Raw genomic sequence first — 15,788 nt, forward strand, 5'->3', positions numbered from 1 at the left:
CTCATCGGCCGTCGGAGGGCTGGTCGTCACACGATCACCCCCAGGGGATCAGTGTCGGCGGCGACCGGGCGTGCCTCGCTCGGGACACGAGCGGCCCGGGGGAGACTCAGCACGCTCCGCGCGATGGCGTCCGAGTCGCCTACGGTCACGGAGTCGACGCCGGGTCGGATCCCGGCCGCGGTGACCCAGTGCACCGATTCCGTCGGCACGCCGTAGGCGAAACGGCGAGGGTGGGCGTGGCCCTTGCCGTCGAGCAGCCGGTACGGCCGTTCGGTGACGGCCAGGCCACCGGTCTCGTACTCCGTGCCCGCCTCGCCCCTGATCCGATACGGAGTGGCCTGGTCGGTGTCGAGCAGATGCCTGAGCAGCGGGTCCTCGGTCCGACGCAGGTCCGGTTCCGGCAGTCGCGCCTCGATCAGGGTCATGGCGCGCACCGCGTCGCCGGGCACGAGCGTGGAGTGCGCCACGTACATCTGGGCCGTGGTGTCGATGCGGACCTGCGTCCCGGGCCCCATGACCGTGAGCACACCGGCCTCGACAAGCGCGATCATCTCCTCGATACGGGACGCGGGGGGACCGATCGACAGGAAGGCGTTGAGCGGCGTGTACCAGCCCTCGAGATCGTCCCGGTGCGAGTTGCCCTCCAGACCGCCGTGGTCGACGGCGAGGCGAATCTCGTTGCGCAGGTCGCGCAGTACGTCGAGGGCGGACTTCACCGGTCCCGTGACGTTGCCCGCCCTGGCGCGCTCCACATCGCGCCGCAGATAGCCGAGCAACCAGCCGGTGAAGTCAGCGCGATCCGCGAAGCGCCGCTCCCCGTACGGAAGCGACAGCTGCTTCCAGTCCCACCTGTCGCCCTCCAGCCCGTACTCGGCCAGCAGGGCACCGGCGTCGGCCTCCGCGGGCAGGGAAAGGAACCGCTCCGCGAAACCCTCGCGACGCTCGGGCTCCCCACGCCCGCTCAGCAGCGCCTCGTAGTAGACGGTCTGCACCTCGCGAGAGATCAGCGGCCACAGGTCCACGGTGAAGTTGACCGGGACGCCGTCCGCCGCACGCTCTCGAAGTTCCGCGATGTACTCGGGGGTCAGCAGCCGGGGAAAGTAGCGGCCCGTGGCGCCCTTCTGGTTCTCCCCCCGAGCGTGGTACGGGATGCCCCGCCGAGAGAAGGCGAACAGGCGGGGTTCCCTGCCCGAGGCCCGATACACGAGTCCACCGTCCACCCGCTCGAAGGCCCCGCCGCGCCCCAGGGTGAAGAGGGCCATGTGGTCGAAGAAGTTGAGGCCCAGACCACGCAACAGCACGTTCTCGCCCGGTCCGATGCCGTCCAACGGCAGGTCCGCCGGGTTGGCGGGGGTCACATAGGTCAGGTGGTGGATCCTGGCCAAGCTGGCGGTGCGTGCCTCGCGGGCCGAGAGGCGCGCCGGGACGTGCCCCTGGGCCATCACGATGGCGTCCAGCTCGTTCAGCCGGGTGCCGTCCTCCAGACGCACGCCCTGCGGACCGCCCGGCACGCCGTGGGTGTCGGCCATGGCGACAGCCCTGGAACGATGGACGGTCACCTGGGTGTGCGCCGGAGCGTTCGAGACCACCCGCCTGAAGCAGTCGTGCAGGTAGTGGCCGTAGAAGGCGCGGGTGGGGTAGTCGTCGGGACCGAGGGCCCTGGCCTCGGCGAGCACTCCGGCCTCGTGGTCGGCCGGGTCACCGAGCAGGGCGAGGCTCTCGGCCCACTCGTGGAGGCTCGGCCCGCTCTCGATGGGGCCCTCGATGGTGGCGCTGTCGTCGGTGAAGACGGTGATCTGGGAGGCGACCGTGTTCATGAGCAGATGCCGGCTCTGTTCCGGACGCCAGACGTTGCCTGCGCCGGGGGCCGAGGGATCGACTACGTGCACGGTCACGGACTCGTGGGACGGACTGTGTCGCTCGTTGGCCAGCAGGCGTTCGAGGACGGACAGACCACGTGGCCCGGCGCCGATGATGCACACTTCCATGCGAGTTGCGTTCATGCGGGACTCCGTTTCGGGGGCACTGGTGGGGAACGCCGCGCGGGGCCGGTGCGCGGGCCATCGGTGGAGGGGGTCCTGGTGCGAGGAGCCAGCGCGTGTTCTCGAAGCCCCGCCTGTCAGGCGGCGTCGGGCACGCACGCTCGCCGCGCTGTCCGGATCGCCTCGACACATCGGGCACCGGGGCGACCCCTCCGCCTCGCGATCACGCGCACCGGACACCGCCGGGCCCGCCCTTCGGGCGGACGACGCGACTATCGGAACACGCCCTTCTAGGCGGCCTCGGGCGTCAACAGGCGTGCCAGTTCCAAGCGCTTGATCTTGGTCGTGGCCGTCTGGGGCAGGTCTTCCAAACGCCACTGTGCCGGAGAGGCCAGCACGGGCAGGTCGGCCACGGCGCGGCTCCAGGCGACAGGGTCGAGAGGCCGGTCGTCCCGGGTGCAGACCACCGGAACCGGTCGTCCGTCGGCCCCGGGCACGATGATGACCTCCACGAGTTCGGGCAGTCGCGTGAACAGTCTGTCCTCGATCTCCAGCGTGGATTGCACCCCCGGGATCTCGTCGACCTCGCGGTCGAGGAGGTGCAGGCATCCCCGCCTGGTTCGGTATCCGACGTCGCCCATACGCCACCAGCCGTCGTGCACCTGCTTCTGCCAGCGCTCGTGTTCTCCCAGGTAGGTGACGATGCGACCGTCGCTCCTGACCTCGATGAATCCGGGGTTGTCCCGGCTCGGCGGATTGCCGTCGCGGCTGACCACGCGTACCCCGGTCATGCCCGGGAACGGCACGCCCACGCAGCGACCGTCGAAGTCGGCGCCGTCCTCGAGGGTGTAGGTCCTGGCCGCGATGGGGCCGACCTCGCTCTGCCCGTATGCCTGGGCGAAGCGACATCCCTTCCGCCGGGACGCCTGTAGGAGGCGGTTCACGGTGCGCGGGTGGATGGCGTCGAAGGTGCTGGAGAAGTACTTGACCTCAGACAGAGGGGCGCGGGGGTCGTCCGCCAGCACCTCCCACCGCAGGAACGTGTTGGGATGGGCCTCGATGAAACCGGGCGGGACGCGGGTGAAGAGGTCGCCGACGGCCGCCGGGTCGTCGTCCCGCAGGATGATCAGTGGATGCCCTTGGAGAATGGAGATGGGCATCGCGGTGAACATCCTCGAGTGCACGAAGGAGACGTGAACGGCTATCGGCTCCCGCCGTGCCAGGATCGTGGCCAGTACCGTGGCCTGGGGGCGGTAGCGGGCCTGGAAGCTCATGCCCGTGTGGACGGCCAACTTCGGTGTCCCGGTCGTCCCCGACGTGTGGGTGATCAGGGTCGGGTGGTCGACGGGCATGGCCACGGGATCGATCCGCCTCGCCCCGGCCAGAGAGGCGAGAGTGGTGGAGCCCCGGTGGTCACCGCTGGTCAGGAGCACGGCGTGGGAGAGACCGAAGACCTCCGCAGGCAGGTCGTGCTCCAGTTTGGCCTGGTCGGTCACCAGGAACGGCCGCCCCACCCGACGGAGCAGTTCGGCCACGGTGGCGCCGTCGAGCTTGGGCGAGAGCAGCACCGGTATGGCCCCGGTGCGCGCCACGGCGCACGCGAGGAGCGAGATGTCGAAGTTGTCGCTCTTGTGGATCACCACGTGATCGCCGGGTCGCACGCGGGCGGCCCACAGGCGGGAGGAGAAGTCCGCCACCAAGTCGGCGAGTTCCGTGAGGCTGGAGCGACGAGCCAGCTCCGGGGCGATGTCCAGGTCGTGGTCGAGGACCACGAAGTTCGCCGGGTGCCGAGCGGCGGCTCGATCGAAGAGCGTGCCGAGGCGGATTCCCTTGTTTCCTATTCGCTGGAGAAACATGTACCCGATCTCTCGTCCATGACTGTGGGTGCGTCAATTGGTGGGGATGGGCGGGAGGATTGACAGGCGCAACCCTGAACCGCCACGACGAGCGTGGATGTGTGGAGGCTTCTCAGCTACTCTCGACGACGGTCTTGACACGACGGAGGGTGTCGTCGAGATCCTGTTCCAGTTTCGCTGTCCAGTCGCTCACGAACCGTTTGCGGGACTCTTCGTCGAGATCTTCGACGATCTTGTGTATTCCCGCGGTCGCCTTCCCCATGCGGAAGTGGTGGATCAGCCACGAGGTGTCGGATTCCGATTCCTCGATGTCGAATCCCCAGACGGACTCCTGCGCGTCGCGGGCATGGGTGAGCATCATCCAGCGGAAGGTCCTGCCTGGGTCCGCGGCGACCACGCGGGCCTCCGTGTGCCAGGTGCCGCGGACCAGTGGCGCCCAGCCGACGACCTCCTCACCTCGAAGGTTCTCGCCCCGGAAGACCGCGCCCACGGTCGAAGGAGAGCCGCTGACCCACTCGCCCCCGCGGCATTCCGGACTCCACTCACCGCTCCGCGTCAGATCACTGACGACCGCGTAGACTTCCCTCGGAGTGGCCCGGACCCGAATACGGGAGCGGAGATCGAAGAGGGGGGAACTGTCGATGATCGATGCTTCGTTGTCCATGGCGACATTCTGCTGGGAGTCCTGCCGGAGGGGCAATCGAGAAATCCTGGTTCCGTCAAGTCGAATTCAGGACGTGTCGCTTTCTCGTATCATCCGTCGAGAGTGGAACAACCTTTCCCGCCCCGACCGATCGGCGAGTTTCCGGGCGAGGAGTGACGGTTCAGTGACGCACGTCGAGAACGAGCTTTCCTCGCACCTCTCCGCCTTCGATTCGGCGATGGGCCTCGGCCGCCGCGCGCAACGGCAACACCTCCGTGGCGCGGGGGCGCAGGCCCCCGGAGGCGAGCAATCCCGTGACGCCCCGCGCGGCCTCGGCCAGTTGCGTGGTGTCCGCCTGCGAGATGGCGAAGCCGTGGACGGAACGATCCATCAGGTAGAGCGGTCCCACCGGCAGGACGGGACGCGTCAGGAGCCCCGCCAACAGAATCAGCCGGCCGCGACCGGCCAAGAGGTCGACGGCGGTCTCCAGATCGTTGCGTCCTGAGGTGTCCACGTGGAGATCCACCCCGCCCGGTGCACGGGACCGAATCCGGGCAGCCACGTCGTCGCGGTAGTTCACGAACTCGTGGGCCCCGAGGGAGCGGACGTACTCCTCGTCCCGAGAGGCCGCGACCGCGATCACTCGTGCCCCCGCCGCGACGGCCATCGTCGTGATCGCCCCTCCGACGTTCCCGGCGGCGCCGAGGACGGCCACCGTCTCGCCCGCCTTCAACCGGCCGTGGGCGAAGAGAGCCAAGTGTGCGGTGACCGCCGGGTGCGCCGATGCCACGGCGTCCACCGGGTCCGCCCCCTCCGGCAGTCGGTAGAGCCGGTCGACGCCCACCACCACTTGCTCCCCGGCGGCGCCTTGACGGCCGGCGTGGCCCAGACTGTTGCACCACACCCGGTCGCCCGGACGAAAGCCGGGAGCACCGGGCCCCGCTGCCGCGACACTGCCGACCAGATCGCGGCCGATGACGAAGGGGAAGGGGAGCGGGGTCCGCCACGCCCCGGAGCGGACGAAGGTGTCCACATGGTTGACAGCGGTGAACTCGACGTCGACGAGTACGTCGTTCGGTCCGGGCACGGGAGGGGGAAGCTCACCGTATCGAATGACGCTCGGTGAGCCCAGCTCGGTGATGAAGGCAGCACGCATGCGGCGGAGTCTCGCATCCGACCCCACGCGACGGTCGACCCTCGATCATGGAATGCGACACGGTACGTCAGGTTCCGACGGTCGGGGTCCGGGCCGCGTGCCCCGCCGCCGGTCGCCGGCAGGCAGGGGCGTCGGGACGGCCCGCGGGTGGCCGTCGCGCAAGCCCTCCGGGCCCCTGAGCAGTCCGAGGGCATCTGGGTCGACCGCCGGACTCGCGCTCCGCCCGGGCGGGGACCGCTGCCGTTTCCGGTCGAGTTGCCACATCCGTGCACCGGCGGTCGCGCCCCGCGTCGAGCGGTCGTAGCGTCGTGAAGACCAGGACGATCACGATCACGGGGGACAGAGGTGTGCCGGCGACGGGCCTGTCGGTACGCGTGAGGCCGCGGGGGCTGCCCCGCCCTGGCCGGGCCGATCGATCCTCGCCGTCGGGTCGGGACCCGGGCGAACCGAACGTCGGATCGCCGGACGGGGGTCCGCGCGGCATCGGCCTGTCGAGGTCTCGTTGATGACAAGGACATGCCATGTTGATGGAGATTCCCCTGGGCCACCGCGGCGACCGGAACCACGTGCGGGAGGCCCTGAGACTCGGAGCGTTCCTCGTCCGGAGCACCCTGCCGCAACCACTGCTCGACGAGGCGCAGGCATTTCTCGACTGCTTCTTCGACCTCCCGCCGTCGGACAAGGCGGACTGCCGTGTGCCGGGCGCCGCCGGCCGCTCCGGCTACACCCGCCCAGCCCTTCCGACGGCGGGCGAGAGCCCGCCGGGGGCTCGATCCGAGATGTTCCACTGGAGCACGAGCCTTCCCTCAGGACACCCCCTGAGGGAAGGGTTCCCGGACCGCTACCCGGTCCTCCACTTTCCCGACCACCTGGTGCCCGGCATCGGCTCGGCTCTGCGCGAGTTGCACGGACGCATGCTCCGAGTCCAGCGCGAAGCCCTCGGCGCGGTCGCCCACGCGCTCGGCGCGCCCCCGGGACACTTCGACGGCATGTTGCGTGTGGGACCTGTCGTCAGCGAGGCCGTGCGCACCATCCGGGGAGGGGTTGTGCCCCTCGCGAGTCCCCCGGGGCCCGGTGCTTCGCGCCGCCGAGAAGTCGAGGTCGCGGCTCTGCGCCCCAGACCGGTCGGAATCGAGTTCCTCTCGGATCGGCGATGGACCACCGTCGACGCTCCGGAGGGCTACGCGCTGTTCAGCGTCGGCGTCGAACTCGAACGTCTCACGGGCGGCATCGCCAGGTCGACGTCCCACCGAGCGATCGAGGAACCGGCAGACCGCGGCGCCCGCCCGAGCCTGGCACAGTTCTGCCACCCGCCTCCCTGGGCGGAGCCGCCCGCCTCCCACGCCGTCCCGCAAGGCAGCCGGTGGGCCGACTGGCCCGGGTTCCGCAGTTGATGTAGCGGGATAGTCCGTAGATTCGGGTGTTGACGTGCGGAAACGCGCCGTCGGCTGGTGGGACGGCGTGTATCTAGGGCCGGTGGTTCGTGCTGGTCAGCGGCTCGCGGGGGCGAGCTGGTAGATCCGTGGCGGTGGGTCGAGCTTGAGGGCGTTCAGCAGGTCGCGTTGGGGTTTGGTGATCTCGGTGCGCTGCTGGAAGGTGCCGGCGGGGCCGGTGAAGGTGCCGAGCTTGATGCGGTCGAGTTCGTGGCGCAGTGTCGGCCAGGTCTGTCCGGTCTGGGTCTCGGCGATGCGGGCCAGGAGCAGGGCGAGTGTCGGCGTACACGTGAGAGGGCGTTAAGTCCGTTTCTGATAGCGGCCACTTCCGGGCTGCTCGAGGAATCCCTGGCGAACGAGTCGTCCCAGGCGGGAGCGGGTGACGTTGATCGAGGGCTCGTCGTCGGGCAGACCGAGATGTTCGTGCAGGTCGCGGACGCGGAATACCTTCTCGGGGTGCTCGTTGAAGGCAGTCACGATGCGCTGGTAGACAGTGGCGGTGTCCGCGGGGGCCGGTTCGTAGTCGGGCGGGGCGAGGCTGTCGATGACCTTGCGGGTGGTGGCGAGTTCGGCCAGGCGGGCCTCGGTCTCGACGAGGGCGGTGGTGAGCCTGTCGATCTGCTCACGCAGGTCGTCGGTATGGGCGGTGGTCTTGTCGTGTTCGGTCTGCAGCAGCCGCAGGAGCTCGAAGACGTTCACGCGGCCAGCTCCACGTGGTCACGCCAGGCGGGGGTCGGGGTGGTGAGGCGGCGGAGCAGGCCGGCAGTGGAGGCCCAGTAGACGCGGGAGGCAGCGTTGTCGGGCCGGTGGTCGCAGTCGCGGGCGAGGCGGCGGTGGAGCACGAGAGGGGCCTTGACCCCGGATCCTGGACACCCGAGACACTTGGATCTTGAAGGTCCAGGAGAACGGATGTCCCGTGGTCATGAAGCACTACCCGCCTGAGTTCAAGGCGGACGCGGTCGCGCTGTACGAGTCGCGGCCCGGGGCGACGATCAAGTCGGTCGCCGCTGATCTGGGGGTCAACCCGGAGACGCTGAGGAACTGGATCCGGGCGGCCGGTGCCGCCCGTCCCCGTGGCCGCCGCCCGGAGGGTCCGGCGGTGCCGGAGTCTTCGCTTCAGGCAGAGCTCGCCGCCGCGCGGAAGAAGATCCGCGAGCTGGAGGAGGAACGCGAGCTCCTGCGGAAGGCCGCGAAGTATTTCGCCGGGGAGACGCGCTGGTGAACCGCTTCCAGTTCGTCTGCGACCACCAGCGCCGATACGGCGTGAAGCGGTTGTGCCAGGTCCTGGGCATCGCCCGCTCCAGCTTCTACTACTGGCGCCGGACCGCACCGGACCGGGCGGCCCGCCGGGCGGCCGACGCCCAGCTCGCCGCACGGATCCAAACCGTCCACCGGGAGTCGGACGGCACCTACGGTGTCCCCAGGATCACCGCCGAGCTCCGCGAGGACGGTGAGCGCGTCAACCACAAGCGCGTCGCCCGCCTCATGCGCACTGCCGGTATCGCCGGGACGCGCCTGCGCCGCAGACACCGCACCACGGTCCCGGACCCGGCCGCCGCGAAGGCGCCCGACCTGATCGGCCGGGACTTCACCGCCACGGAGCCGAACACCAGGTATGCCGGCGATATTACGTATCTCCCGCTGGAAGGTGGGAAGTTCCTCTATCTCGCCACGGTCATCGACCTCGCCTCGCGCCGCCTGGCCGGATGGGCGCTGGCCGATCACATGCGGACCGAGCTCGTCACCGATGCCCTGGACGCGGCGATACGGACCCGCGGCAGCCTCGCGGGGGCCGTCATGCACAGCGACCACGGGGCGCAATACACCAGTCGGGCCTTCGCCCACGCCTGCGCGAAGGCCGGTGTCCGCCAGTCCATGAGCGCGGTCGGCAGCTCGGCGGACAACGCGCTGGCCGAGTCCTTCAACGCGACGTTCAAGCGGGAAACCCTCCAAGGCCGCAAGAGCTGGTCCAGCGAGCGCGAAGCCCGGCTCGACGCCTTCCGATGGCTGAACCGCTACAACACCCGACGCCGCCACTCACGACTCGGACAACGCAGCCCGATCGCCTACGAGACGGCACTCGCCGCAACATCAACTACGCTGGCTCAAGCCGCATAGCCCGTGTCCAGGATTCGGGGTCAAGGCCTCACGGCGGGTCAGTGACATCAAAACTCACTGACATCGATCTTGCTGAGCCATACGAGGCGACTCCCGGAACCGCCTCCAAATGACTCCCTCACAAAGTGACACAGCCACCCCTCTCTGTCAGCCTTGGGTGAGACGCACGTCCAGCACGTGTTGACCGCACTTGCGATCAACGTCGAGCGGCTCAGCGCCCAGGAGCCCGTGGACGCCACCTACCAGCCCCGTCCTCCCACCGCGTTCCAGCAATACCTCGACGCGCGCAGCCTGCCCCGCCCACTGTGGTGGCGCCAAGGAAAGTCAACCGGCATCTCAAGATTCCCGACAGAGTCGCTCACTGGGCGACCGTGGTGGACCAGGAGCCCATCGGCCGGACACCGCGCTCCAACCCGGCCACGTACACCAAGGCCTTCAACCTGATCCGCAACCTCTTCGCAGCCACCGACGCCGCCGCCCGCCGCGGGCTGACCGCGGCCTCCTTCTCCTTCAACTCGCCGGGTGGCCGCTGTGAGCCGTGCACCGGGTACGGCGTGCGGCAGGTCGACATGAACTTCCTGCCCGACGTCTGGGTCACCTGCGACGTCTGTGAGGGCAGGCGGTACGGGTCCGACGTGCTCGCGGTGACCTACCAGGGACTGGCCATCGACGAGGTTCTGGACCTGACCGTCGACGAGGCCACCGAGGTCCTCGACACTCCCGCACTGCGGCCGGTGCTCACGGCCCTGCGGCAGACTGGTCTGGGCTATCTGCGGCTGGGGCAGAGCTCCACAGTGCTCTCGGGCGGTGAGGCACAGCGGCTGAAGCTGGCGGCCGCGCTGACCAAGGGCTCGCGGCAGCCCGGTCTGGTCGTGCTGGACGAACCGGTCACCGGTCTGCACCCGGCGGATGTCCAGGTTCTCGTCGACGCCTTCGACGTGCTCCTCGCCGCGGGCAACACCGTTGTACTCGCCGAGCACGACCTGCACCTGGCCGCCGCCGCGGACTGGCTGATCGACATGGGGCCAGGCAGCGGAGAGGCCGGGGGCACGGTCCTGCACTGCGGCCGCCCGGACGCCCTGCGACCGGACTCCGGCCCTACGGCCGAGTATCTGCTGCGGCTCCACTCGGAGTCCGCCACGACTTGACCGTCAGCCGATGCGCCGGTCGATCGATACATCAGTCGATGCCGTATAGTCGGATCCGACTAAAGGAGGTTGAAAGATGGCGGCGCGCAAACGGCCGGTCTCCAACCTGCTCGGGCTCGCAGTCCTCGGACTGCTGCTGGAGCAGCCGATGCATCCGTACGAGATGGCCACGACCCTGCGGGAACGCAACAAGGACACCAGCTTCAAGATCAAGACCGGTTCGCTCTACGACGTCGTCGAATCGCTCGTCCGGGCGGGCTGGATCGCCGAACACAGCACCGAGCGCGCCGGACGCCGGCCGGAGCGCAAGGTGTACGCCCACACCGAGATGGGCCGCAAGGAGTTCATGAGCTGGCTGGACGAACTTGTCCGCACACCGGTGAAGGAATATCCCAGCTTCCTCGCCGCAGTGAGCTACCTCGGCGTCCTGGGGCCCGAACGTGCGGTCCTGGCTCTGCGGGAACGCATTGCCCGGCTGGACGAGGAGATCGACCAGGCACGTCAGGCGCAGTCCGAGGTGCTACGCCAGCAGACGCCACGGCTGTTCGTGATCGAACTCGAATACGCCCTGACCATGGCCGAGGCCGAGCGGGACTGGGCCGGCCGGATCGTCAGCGAGATCCAGGACGGCACCCTCACCTGGCCCGAACTCACCACCAGGGAGGGCCGCCAGGTATGGGCCGATCAAGAAGAGCAGAAAGAGCGCGAAGGACTGCAGGCATGACCGCACCACCCGCATCGCACGAGCGTGCCGTACAGGATCCGTCACAGGAGGCATTACCCATGATCCAGGCCAAGGGGCTGGCCAAGACTTTCCACACCAAGCAGGGCCGCGTCGAGGCGGTGGCCGGAGTCGACTTCACCGTGAACGCGGGGGAGATCGTCGGTTTTCTCGGCCCCAACGGTGCCGGCAAGACCACCACCATGCGAATGCTCACCACCCTGCTCGGCCCGAGTTCGGGCACGGCCACCATCGCCGGATGCGATCTGATGCAGGAGGCGGCGAAGGTCCGGACGCACATCGGCTACGTCTCCCAGGCAGGCGGATCCAAGCCCAGCTCCCCGGTCCGCAGGGACATCGTCCTGCAGGCCCGCCTCTACGGGATGTCCCGTCCCGAGGCCGAGGCCCGCGCCGACGAGGTGATCGCGCAGCTCGGTCTCGAAGAGCTGGCGAACCGTGTCATCCAGAGCCTCTCGGGCGGCCAGCGCCGCCGCGTCGACATGGCACTCGGTCTGGTACACGAACCGAAGCTGCTCTTCCTCGACGAGCCCACCGCCAACCTCGACCCCGAGAGCCGCAACGGTGTCTGGGAACACATCCGTCGCCTGCGCGACGAGCACGGCACCACCGTGTTCCTCAGCACCCATTACCTGGACGAGGCCGACAACCTCTGCGACCGGGTCCTGATCATCGACAAGGGCCGCATCATCGCCGAGGACAGCCCGCAGAACCTGAAGGCCGCCATCGCCCACGACACCATCGAGATCGAGGTGGACGGCGACGCGGCGCGAGCCGCCGAACTGATCAACGCCCACGCAGAGGTCCACGGCGTCTCAGTGAACGGCACCGTGCTGTCGGTCAGTTGCCGAGGCACCGAGCGCATCCTCGCCGACCTGCTGCGCGAGTTGGAGTCCGCGCGCATCCGGGCGGAGTCCCTGCGCTTGGCGAGGCCCTCGCTCGACGACGTCTTCATGACCATGACCAACCGCAGTCCGCAGCCGGACGCGGACGCCGTCCACGCCTGAGGGAGCCCAATGATGCACACGATCCGAGACGCGGGAATCGTCTTCCGGGACGAGGCCTCGGCCGCCGCGCAGAAGAGGATGGGCCTCCTCATCGGCCTCGTCCAACCGTTCGTCTACATGGCCCTCTTCGGCCCGCTCCTGGTCAAAATGCTGCCGGAGAGCGGCCCGTCCGCCTGGCAGGTCTACATCCCGGGCCTGCTCGTCCAACTGGGCCTCTTCGCCACCGGCTACGCCGGCTTCGGCCTGATCCCCGATGTCCGCTCCGGCTATCTGGAGCGACTTCGGGTAACCCCGGCGAGCCGACTCGGGCTGCTGCTGGGGCGGGTGCTCTGGGACGTGCTGGCCCTGTTCATCCAGTCGGTCGTCATCGTCCTCATCGCCCTGCTGTTCGGGCTGCGTGCTCCCGTAGGGGGCGTACTGGCCGCCATCGCCATGATGATGCTCGTCGGGATCAGCCTGGCCTTCCTCTCCTACTCGCTGGCCCTGAAGCTGACATCGGAGTGGCTCTTCGCGCCCGTCCTCAACGGCATTGCCCTGCCGCTCATGCTGCTGTCCGGCATCCTCCTGCCGCTCTCGTACGCCCCCAGTTGGCTGAAGGCCATCGGCTCCGCCAACCCCTTGCGGTACGCGGTGGACGCCATGCGCGGATTCTTCGCCGGCGAGTACGGCTCGCACGCCGTCCTGACCGGGCTGGCTGTGGTGGTCGGCCTGATGATCGTGTCAGCGACGGCCGGTACCCGCATCTTCGCCAAGTGCAACGCCTGAGCCTTCCTACGTCTCCGGGTCTCCGGTGTCGTCGCGGGCGCGGCGGACGACTGTCGCGGTGCGGCCACGTGATGACGTTCACGGCGGCCGAAGGGAACCCCCTCGGCCGCCGCATCCCGTTTCCTCTGGCCCACCTCGGCGCGTACTGCCCGACGTGTCCCGTAGAGTCCGTCGGATCACGCTGCCGGGAGGTCGACCGTGACGCGCTCGTGATCCGCGTTCGCGTTACCAAGCCTGAGCAGACCCAAGGTCGGCTCACTCAGGGAGGCACCCCGACACGGCCCGGCCGCCAACTCTCCGCGCTCTGCCCGCAGGGCTGAGTGCGTTGTGGCAAACCGGATTGGGTGCGGATCCTTTCGGGGGATGGTTGAGCTGGGGATTTGCTGATCCGGGTGTGGAGTGGGTGGTGGCGTCTCTACCGTGTCGGTAGAGGAGGCGGTGCCGGATGGGCTCGTTGATCGGGGAACTCGAGGCGAGACAGGCGGCGGTGAGGGGTCGGGTGGAGGAACTCGAAGGGCAGATCGCCGCGTTGACGGTCCGGCTGGAAGAGGAGCGGGGCCGGCTGGAGCGGCTGACCGTGGCGCGGGAGACTCTGGAGGAGCTCGCGGCCGAAGGGATCGTCCTCGATGCGTCGGCACTGGCGGCGGAGCCGGTCGGTGGGGGCCGGGTCGTGGGGGTGCAGACCGTGACGGTCTGGCGGGAGGGGATGACCAGCGCGGATCTCCCGCCGGTCTACCGGGACATCGTGGACGTGGTCGATGACGCGCCGGGGCCGGTGCAGGCGAAGCAGATCGTGCCCCGGATCGGTCTGCCGGCCCAGACGGCGAAGATCGAAGGAACGCGGGGCAAGCTGAAACGGCTGGTCGAGCGGGGCTGGCTGGACGAACAGACTGCGGGGCTGTTCACCGCGTCCGCCCGGCGGAGGGCCGCAGGCGTGACGGGCGGCGTCAAGTCCCGGTGATGAAGGGGCTCTTCTCACTACATTCGTAGGTGCGAACCCAAACGAACGCCTGGAAGAAGAGCCCGGATGGAACGTTACGACACCAGCTGTGTCCCTGACCCGTTCGCCTCGTCGATGGAGGCGGTGAAGGCGCTGGCAGCACGGCTGTCGGCACCGGAGACCGCCGCGTTGAACCATGCCGCGGTGGAGGAGCTGATCGCCACCGACGGGCGGGAGGTCCTGCGCTTGTTCTTCCAGGACCACCTCGACCTGCGTGCCCTGCGCGAGGAACAGCACCCGCCGTCCCAGGCGGTCGTGGGTGCCGACGGTGAGGTGCGTGCGCACCGTGAAGCAGGCCGCGCCCGGCAGCTGACCTGCCTGTTCGGCACGGTGAGTGTGGTGCGGTGCGCCTGGCGGAGCCGGGGGCGCGTCGACGTGCACCCGGCGGACGTGCGGCTGTCGCTCCCGCGTGGCCGGCACAGCCACGGGATCAGGCGCCTCGCGGTCCGTGAGGCGATCCGTGGCTCGTTCGCGCAGGCCGTGGAGGCGATTGGGGAGCGGTGCGGGCCGGTACTGGGCAAGCGCCGGTCCGAGTCCCTGGTCGTCGAGGCCGCCCGCGACATCGACGCCTTCTACCGCCACAAGATCGCCCCTGTGTCCACGGCTGATATGCCGCTGGTCATCCAGGTCGACCAAAAAGGCGTGGTCATGCGACCCGAAGCCCTGCGCGAAGCCACCCGCAAGGCGGCCGAGGCGAAGAAGCGACAGGGTCGTCAGGCCCGGCTCGCGCCGGGCGAGAAGCCGAATCGGAAGCGGATGGCGACGATCGCCTGCGTTCACGACACCGTCCCCGCGAAGCGTCGTCCGCACGACATCGTCCATCCGCCCGGCGGCCGCAGCGGCCTGCGCACACCGAGTCCCGGCCCGAAGGCCGTCAACCGGTGGTGCACCGCCTCCCTCATCCACGACCCGGCCGATGTGATCGCCGAGGCATTCACCCAGGCCGCCGACCGTGACCGGGGCCATCACCGTCCCTGGCTCATCCTGGTCGACGGCGCTCACCACCAACTCGACCTCATCGAGGCCGAGGCACGGCGGCGCAGGGCGAGAATCCACGTCCTGATCGACTTCGTGCATGTCGCGGAATATGTCTGGACGGCCGCCCACGCCTTCCACCCGGTCGGCAGCGAGGCCGCGGAGACCTTCGCCGCGGAGAAACTCACCGCGATCCTGCACGGACACGCCGCCCGTGTCACCCGGGAGATGACCGCGCAGGCCGAGAAGGACCAGCTCAGCGGAGCGAAACGGGGCAGCGTGGAGACGTGCGTGCGCTACCTGACCGGGCACCTCGGCCGGCTCCGCTACGACATCGCGCTGAAGGCGGGCTGGCCGATCGCAACCGGCTCGGTCGAAGGAGCCTGCCGCCACCTCGTGGGCGACCGCCTCGACATCACCGGCGCCCGCTGGGGCCTGGACAGCGCCGAAGCCGTCCTCAAACTCCGGGCAGTCCAGGCCAACGACGACCTCGACTCCTACCTCGCCTACCACCACACCCGGGAACACCAGCGCACCTACCCCAACCAGCGCGACCACCAACCCGGAGCTTGATCAACGACCTTCCCCCGAAAGGATCCGCACCCGATCCACATCGCGGTGGTGCCGTGGGGATTGCCGGCCCGGGCGACCCGCGCGGTCAGCTGCGGGATCTCGGCTCCGGGACGGGGCTGGAGGGACACGACAGACTCCTGGGGCACTTCGGCATCACGTCTGACGATCCTGACGCAACGTCATGATCGTTAACTGCCAGTCCTCAAGATTCCCGACAGAGTCGCTCACTGGTCACCGTGATCTGCCTGGCCCTGCTGGTGTTCTGCCTGATCGAGCGCCAGGTCCGCCGGGCCCTGGGTGGCGATCAGAAGATGCAGGGCCTGTATCCGGGAAACCAGAGACCTGGGTTCGACGTAATTCGAGGGTCCTGGAGGCTCTTGCGGGCTGAAGGTG

13 protein-coding genes and 1 pseudogene are annotated in these 15,788 nt (G+C 69.0%); 8 read left to right on the top strand and 6 right to left on the bottom strand.

Features of this window, described 5'->3' with window-relative positions:
• Nucleotides 1-26: 26 nt before the first annotated feature.
• The 4 genes from JEK78_RS22535 to JEK78_RS22550 all read right to left on the bottom strand — a co-directional run bounded on the left by JEK78_RS22535 (nucleotide 27) and on the right by JEK78_RS22550 (nucleotide 5,637).
• Nucleotides 27-2,003 carry an FAD/NAD(P)-binding protein gene (locus JEK78_RS22535; protein ID WP_200262001.1) on the bottom strand — a complete coding sequence of 659 codons (1,977 nt, stop codon included), beginning with the start codon at nucleotides 2,001-2,003 and terminating at the stop codon, nucleotides 27-29.
• A 269-nt stretch (nucleotides 2,004-2,272) separates the two neighbouring features.
• A complete protein-coding gene (locus JEK78_RS22540) occupies nucleotides 2,273-3,838 on the bottom strand; it encodes an AMP-binding protein (protein ID WP_200262002.1) in 1,566 nt (521 codons plus the stop codon).
• Between the two features lie 112 nt (nucleotides 3,839-3,950).
• A complete protein-coding gene (locus tag JEK78_RS22545) occupies nucleotides 3,951-4,502 on the bottom strand; it encodes an SRPBCC family protein (protein ID WP_200262003.1) in 552 nt (183 codons plus the stop codon).
• Between the two features lie 160 nt (nucleotides 4,503-4,662).
• A complete protein-coding gene (locus tag JEK78_RS22550) occupies nucleotides 4,663-5,637 on the bottom strand; it encodes an NADPH:quinone reductase (protein ID WP_200262004.1) in 975 nt (324 codons plus the stop codon).
• Between the two features lie 521 nt (nucleotides 5,638-6,158).
• Here JEK78_RS22550 and JEK78_RS22555 point away from each other — a divergent pair.
• Nucleotides 6,159-7,031 carry an isopenicillin N synthase family oxygenase gene (locus tag JEK78_RS22555; protein WP_200262005.1) on the top strand — a complete coding sequence of 291 codons (873 nt, stop codon included), beginning with the start codon at nucleotides 6,159-6,161 and terminating at the stop codon, nucleotides 7,029-7,031.
• 339 nt (nucleotides 7,032-7,370) lie between these two features.
• Here the strand turns inward: JEK78_RS22555 and JEK78_RS22560 are convergent, their stop codons facing one another.
• Nucleotides 7,371-7,769: a hypothetical protein gene (locus tag JEK78_RS22560; RefSeq protein WP_200262006.1), complete on the bottom strand. Its 399-nt coding sequence runs from the start codon at nucleotides 7,767-7,769 to the stop codon at nucleotides 7,371-7,373.
• Nucleotides 7,766-7,915: pseudogene (locus tag JEK78_RS22565) on the bottom strand (IS5/IS1182 family transposase); the annotation flags it as partial. The pseudogene JEK78_RS22565 and the gene JEK78_RS22560, both read right to left, overlap by 4 nt.
• Before the next feature lie 71 nt (nucleotides 7,916-7,986).
• Here JEK78_RS22565 and JEK78_RS22570 point away from each other — a divergent pair.
• The 7 genes from JEK78_RS22570 to JEK78_RS22600 all read left to right on the top strand — a co-directional run bounded on the left by JEK78_RS22570 (nucleotide 7,987) and on the right by JEK78_RS22600 (nucleotide 15,395).
• A protein-coding gene (locus JEK78_RS22570) for an IS3 family transposase (protein WP_200259843.1) occupies nucleotides 7,987-9,188 on the top strand; the annotation gives its coding sequence in 2 pieces (ribosomal slippage) (nucleotides 7,987-8,278 and nucleotides 8,278-9,188; 1,203 coding nt in all).
• 374 nt (nucleotides 9,189-9,562) lie between these two features.
• The gene (locus JEK78_RS22575) at nucleotides 9,563-10,336 is read left to right on the top strand and encodes a hypothetical protein (protein ID WP_242483189.1); all 774 of its coding nucleotides are present in this window, start codon (nucleotides 9,563-9,565) and stop codon (nucleotides 10,334-10,336) included.
• 76 nt (nucleotides 10,337-10,412) lie between these two features.
• A complete protein-coding gene (locus tag JEK78_RS22580; RefSeq protein WP_200262007.1) occupies nucleotides 10,413-11,060 on the top strand; it encodes a PadR family transcriptional regulator in 648 nt (215 codons plus the stop codon).
• A gap of 59 nt (nucleotides 11,061-11,119) precedes the next feature.
• The gene (locus JEK78_RS22585) at nucleotides 11,120-12,082 is read left to right on the top strand and encodes an ATP-binding cassette domain-containing protein (RefSeq protein ID WP_200262008.1); all 963 of its coding nucleotides are present in this window, start codon (nucleotides 11,120-11,122) and stop codon (nucleotides 12,080-12,082) included.
• A gap of 9 nt (nucleotides 12,083-12,091) precedes the next feature.
• Nucleotides 12,092-12,847, top strand: coding sequence for an ABC transporter permease (locus JEK78_RS22590; protein WP_200262009.1), 756 nt, complete (start codon nucleotides 12,092-12,094; stop codon nucleotides 12,845-12,847).
• Between the two features lie 445 nt (nucleotides 12,848-13,292).
• The gene (locus tag JEK78_RS22595; RefSeq protein WP_200262010.1) at nucleotides 13,293-13,808 is read left to right on the top strand and encodes a hypothetical protein; all 516 of its coding nucleotides are present in this window, start codon (nucleotides 13,293-13,295) and stop codon (nucleotides 13,806-13,808) included.
• Between the two features lie 66 nt (nucleotides 13,809-13,874).
• The gene (locus JEK78_RS22600; protein WP_200262011.1) at nucleotides 13,875-15,395 is read left to right on the top strand and encodes an ISKra4 family transposase; all 1,521 of its coding nucleotides are present in this window, start codon (nucleotides 13,875-13,877) and stop codon (nucleotides 15,393-15,395) included.
• Nucleotides 15,396-15,788 lie beyond the last annotated feature (393 nt).

The sequence above is a fragment of the Streptomyces sp. HSG2 genome (assembly GCF_016598575.1).
GTDB lineage: Bacteria > Actinomycetota > Actinomycetes > Streptomycetales > Streptomycetaceae > Streptomyces.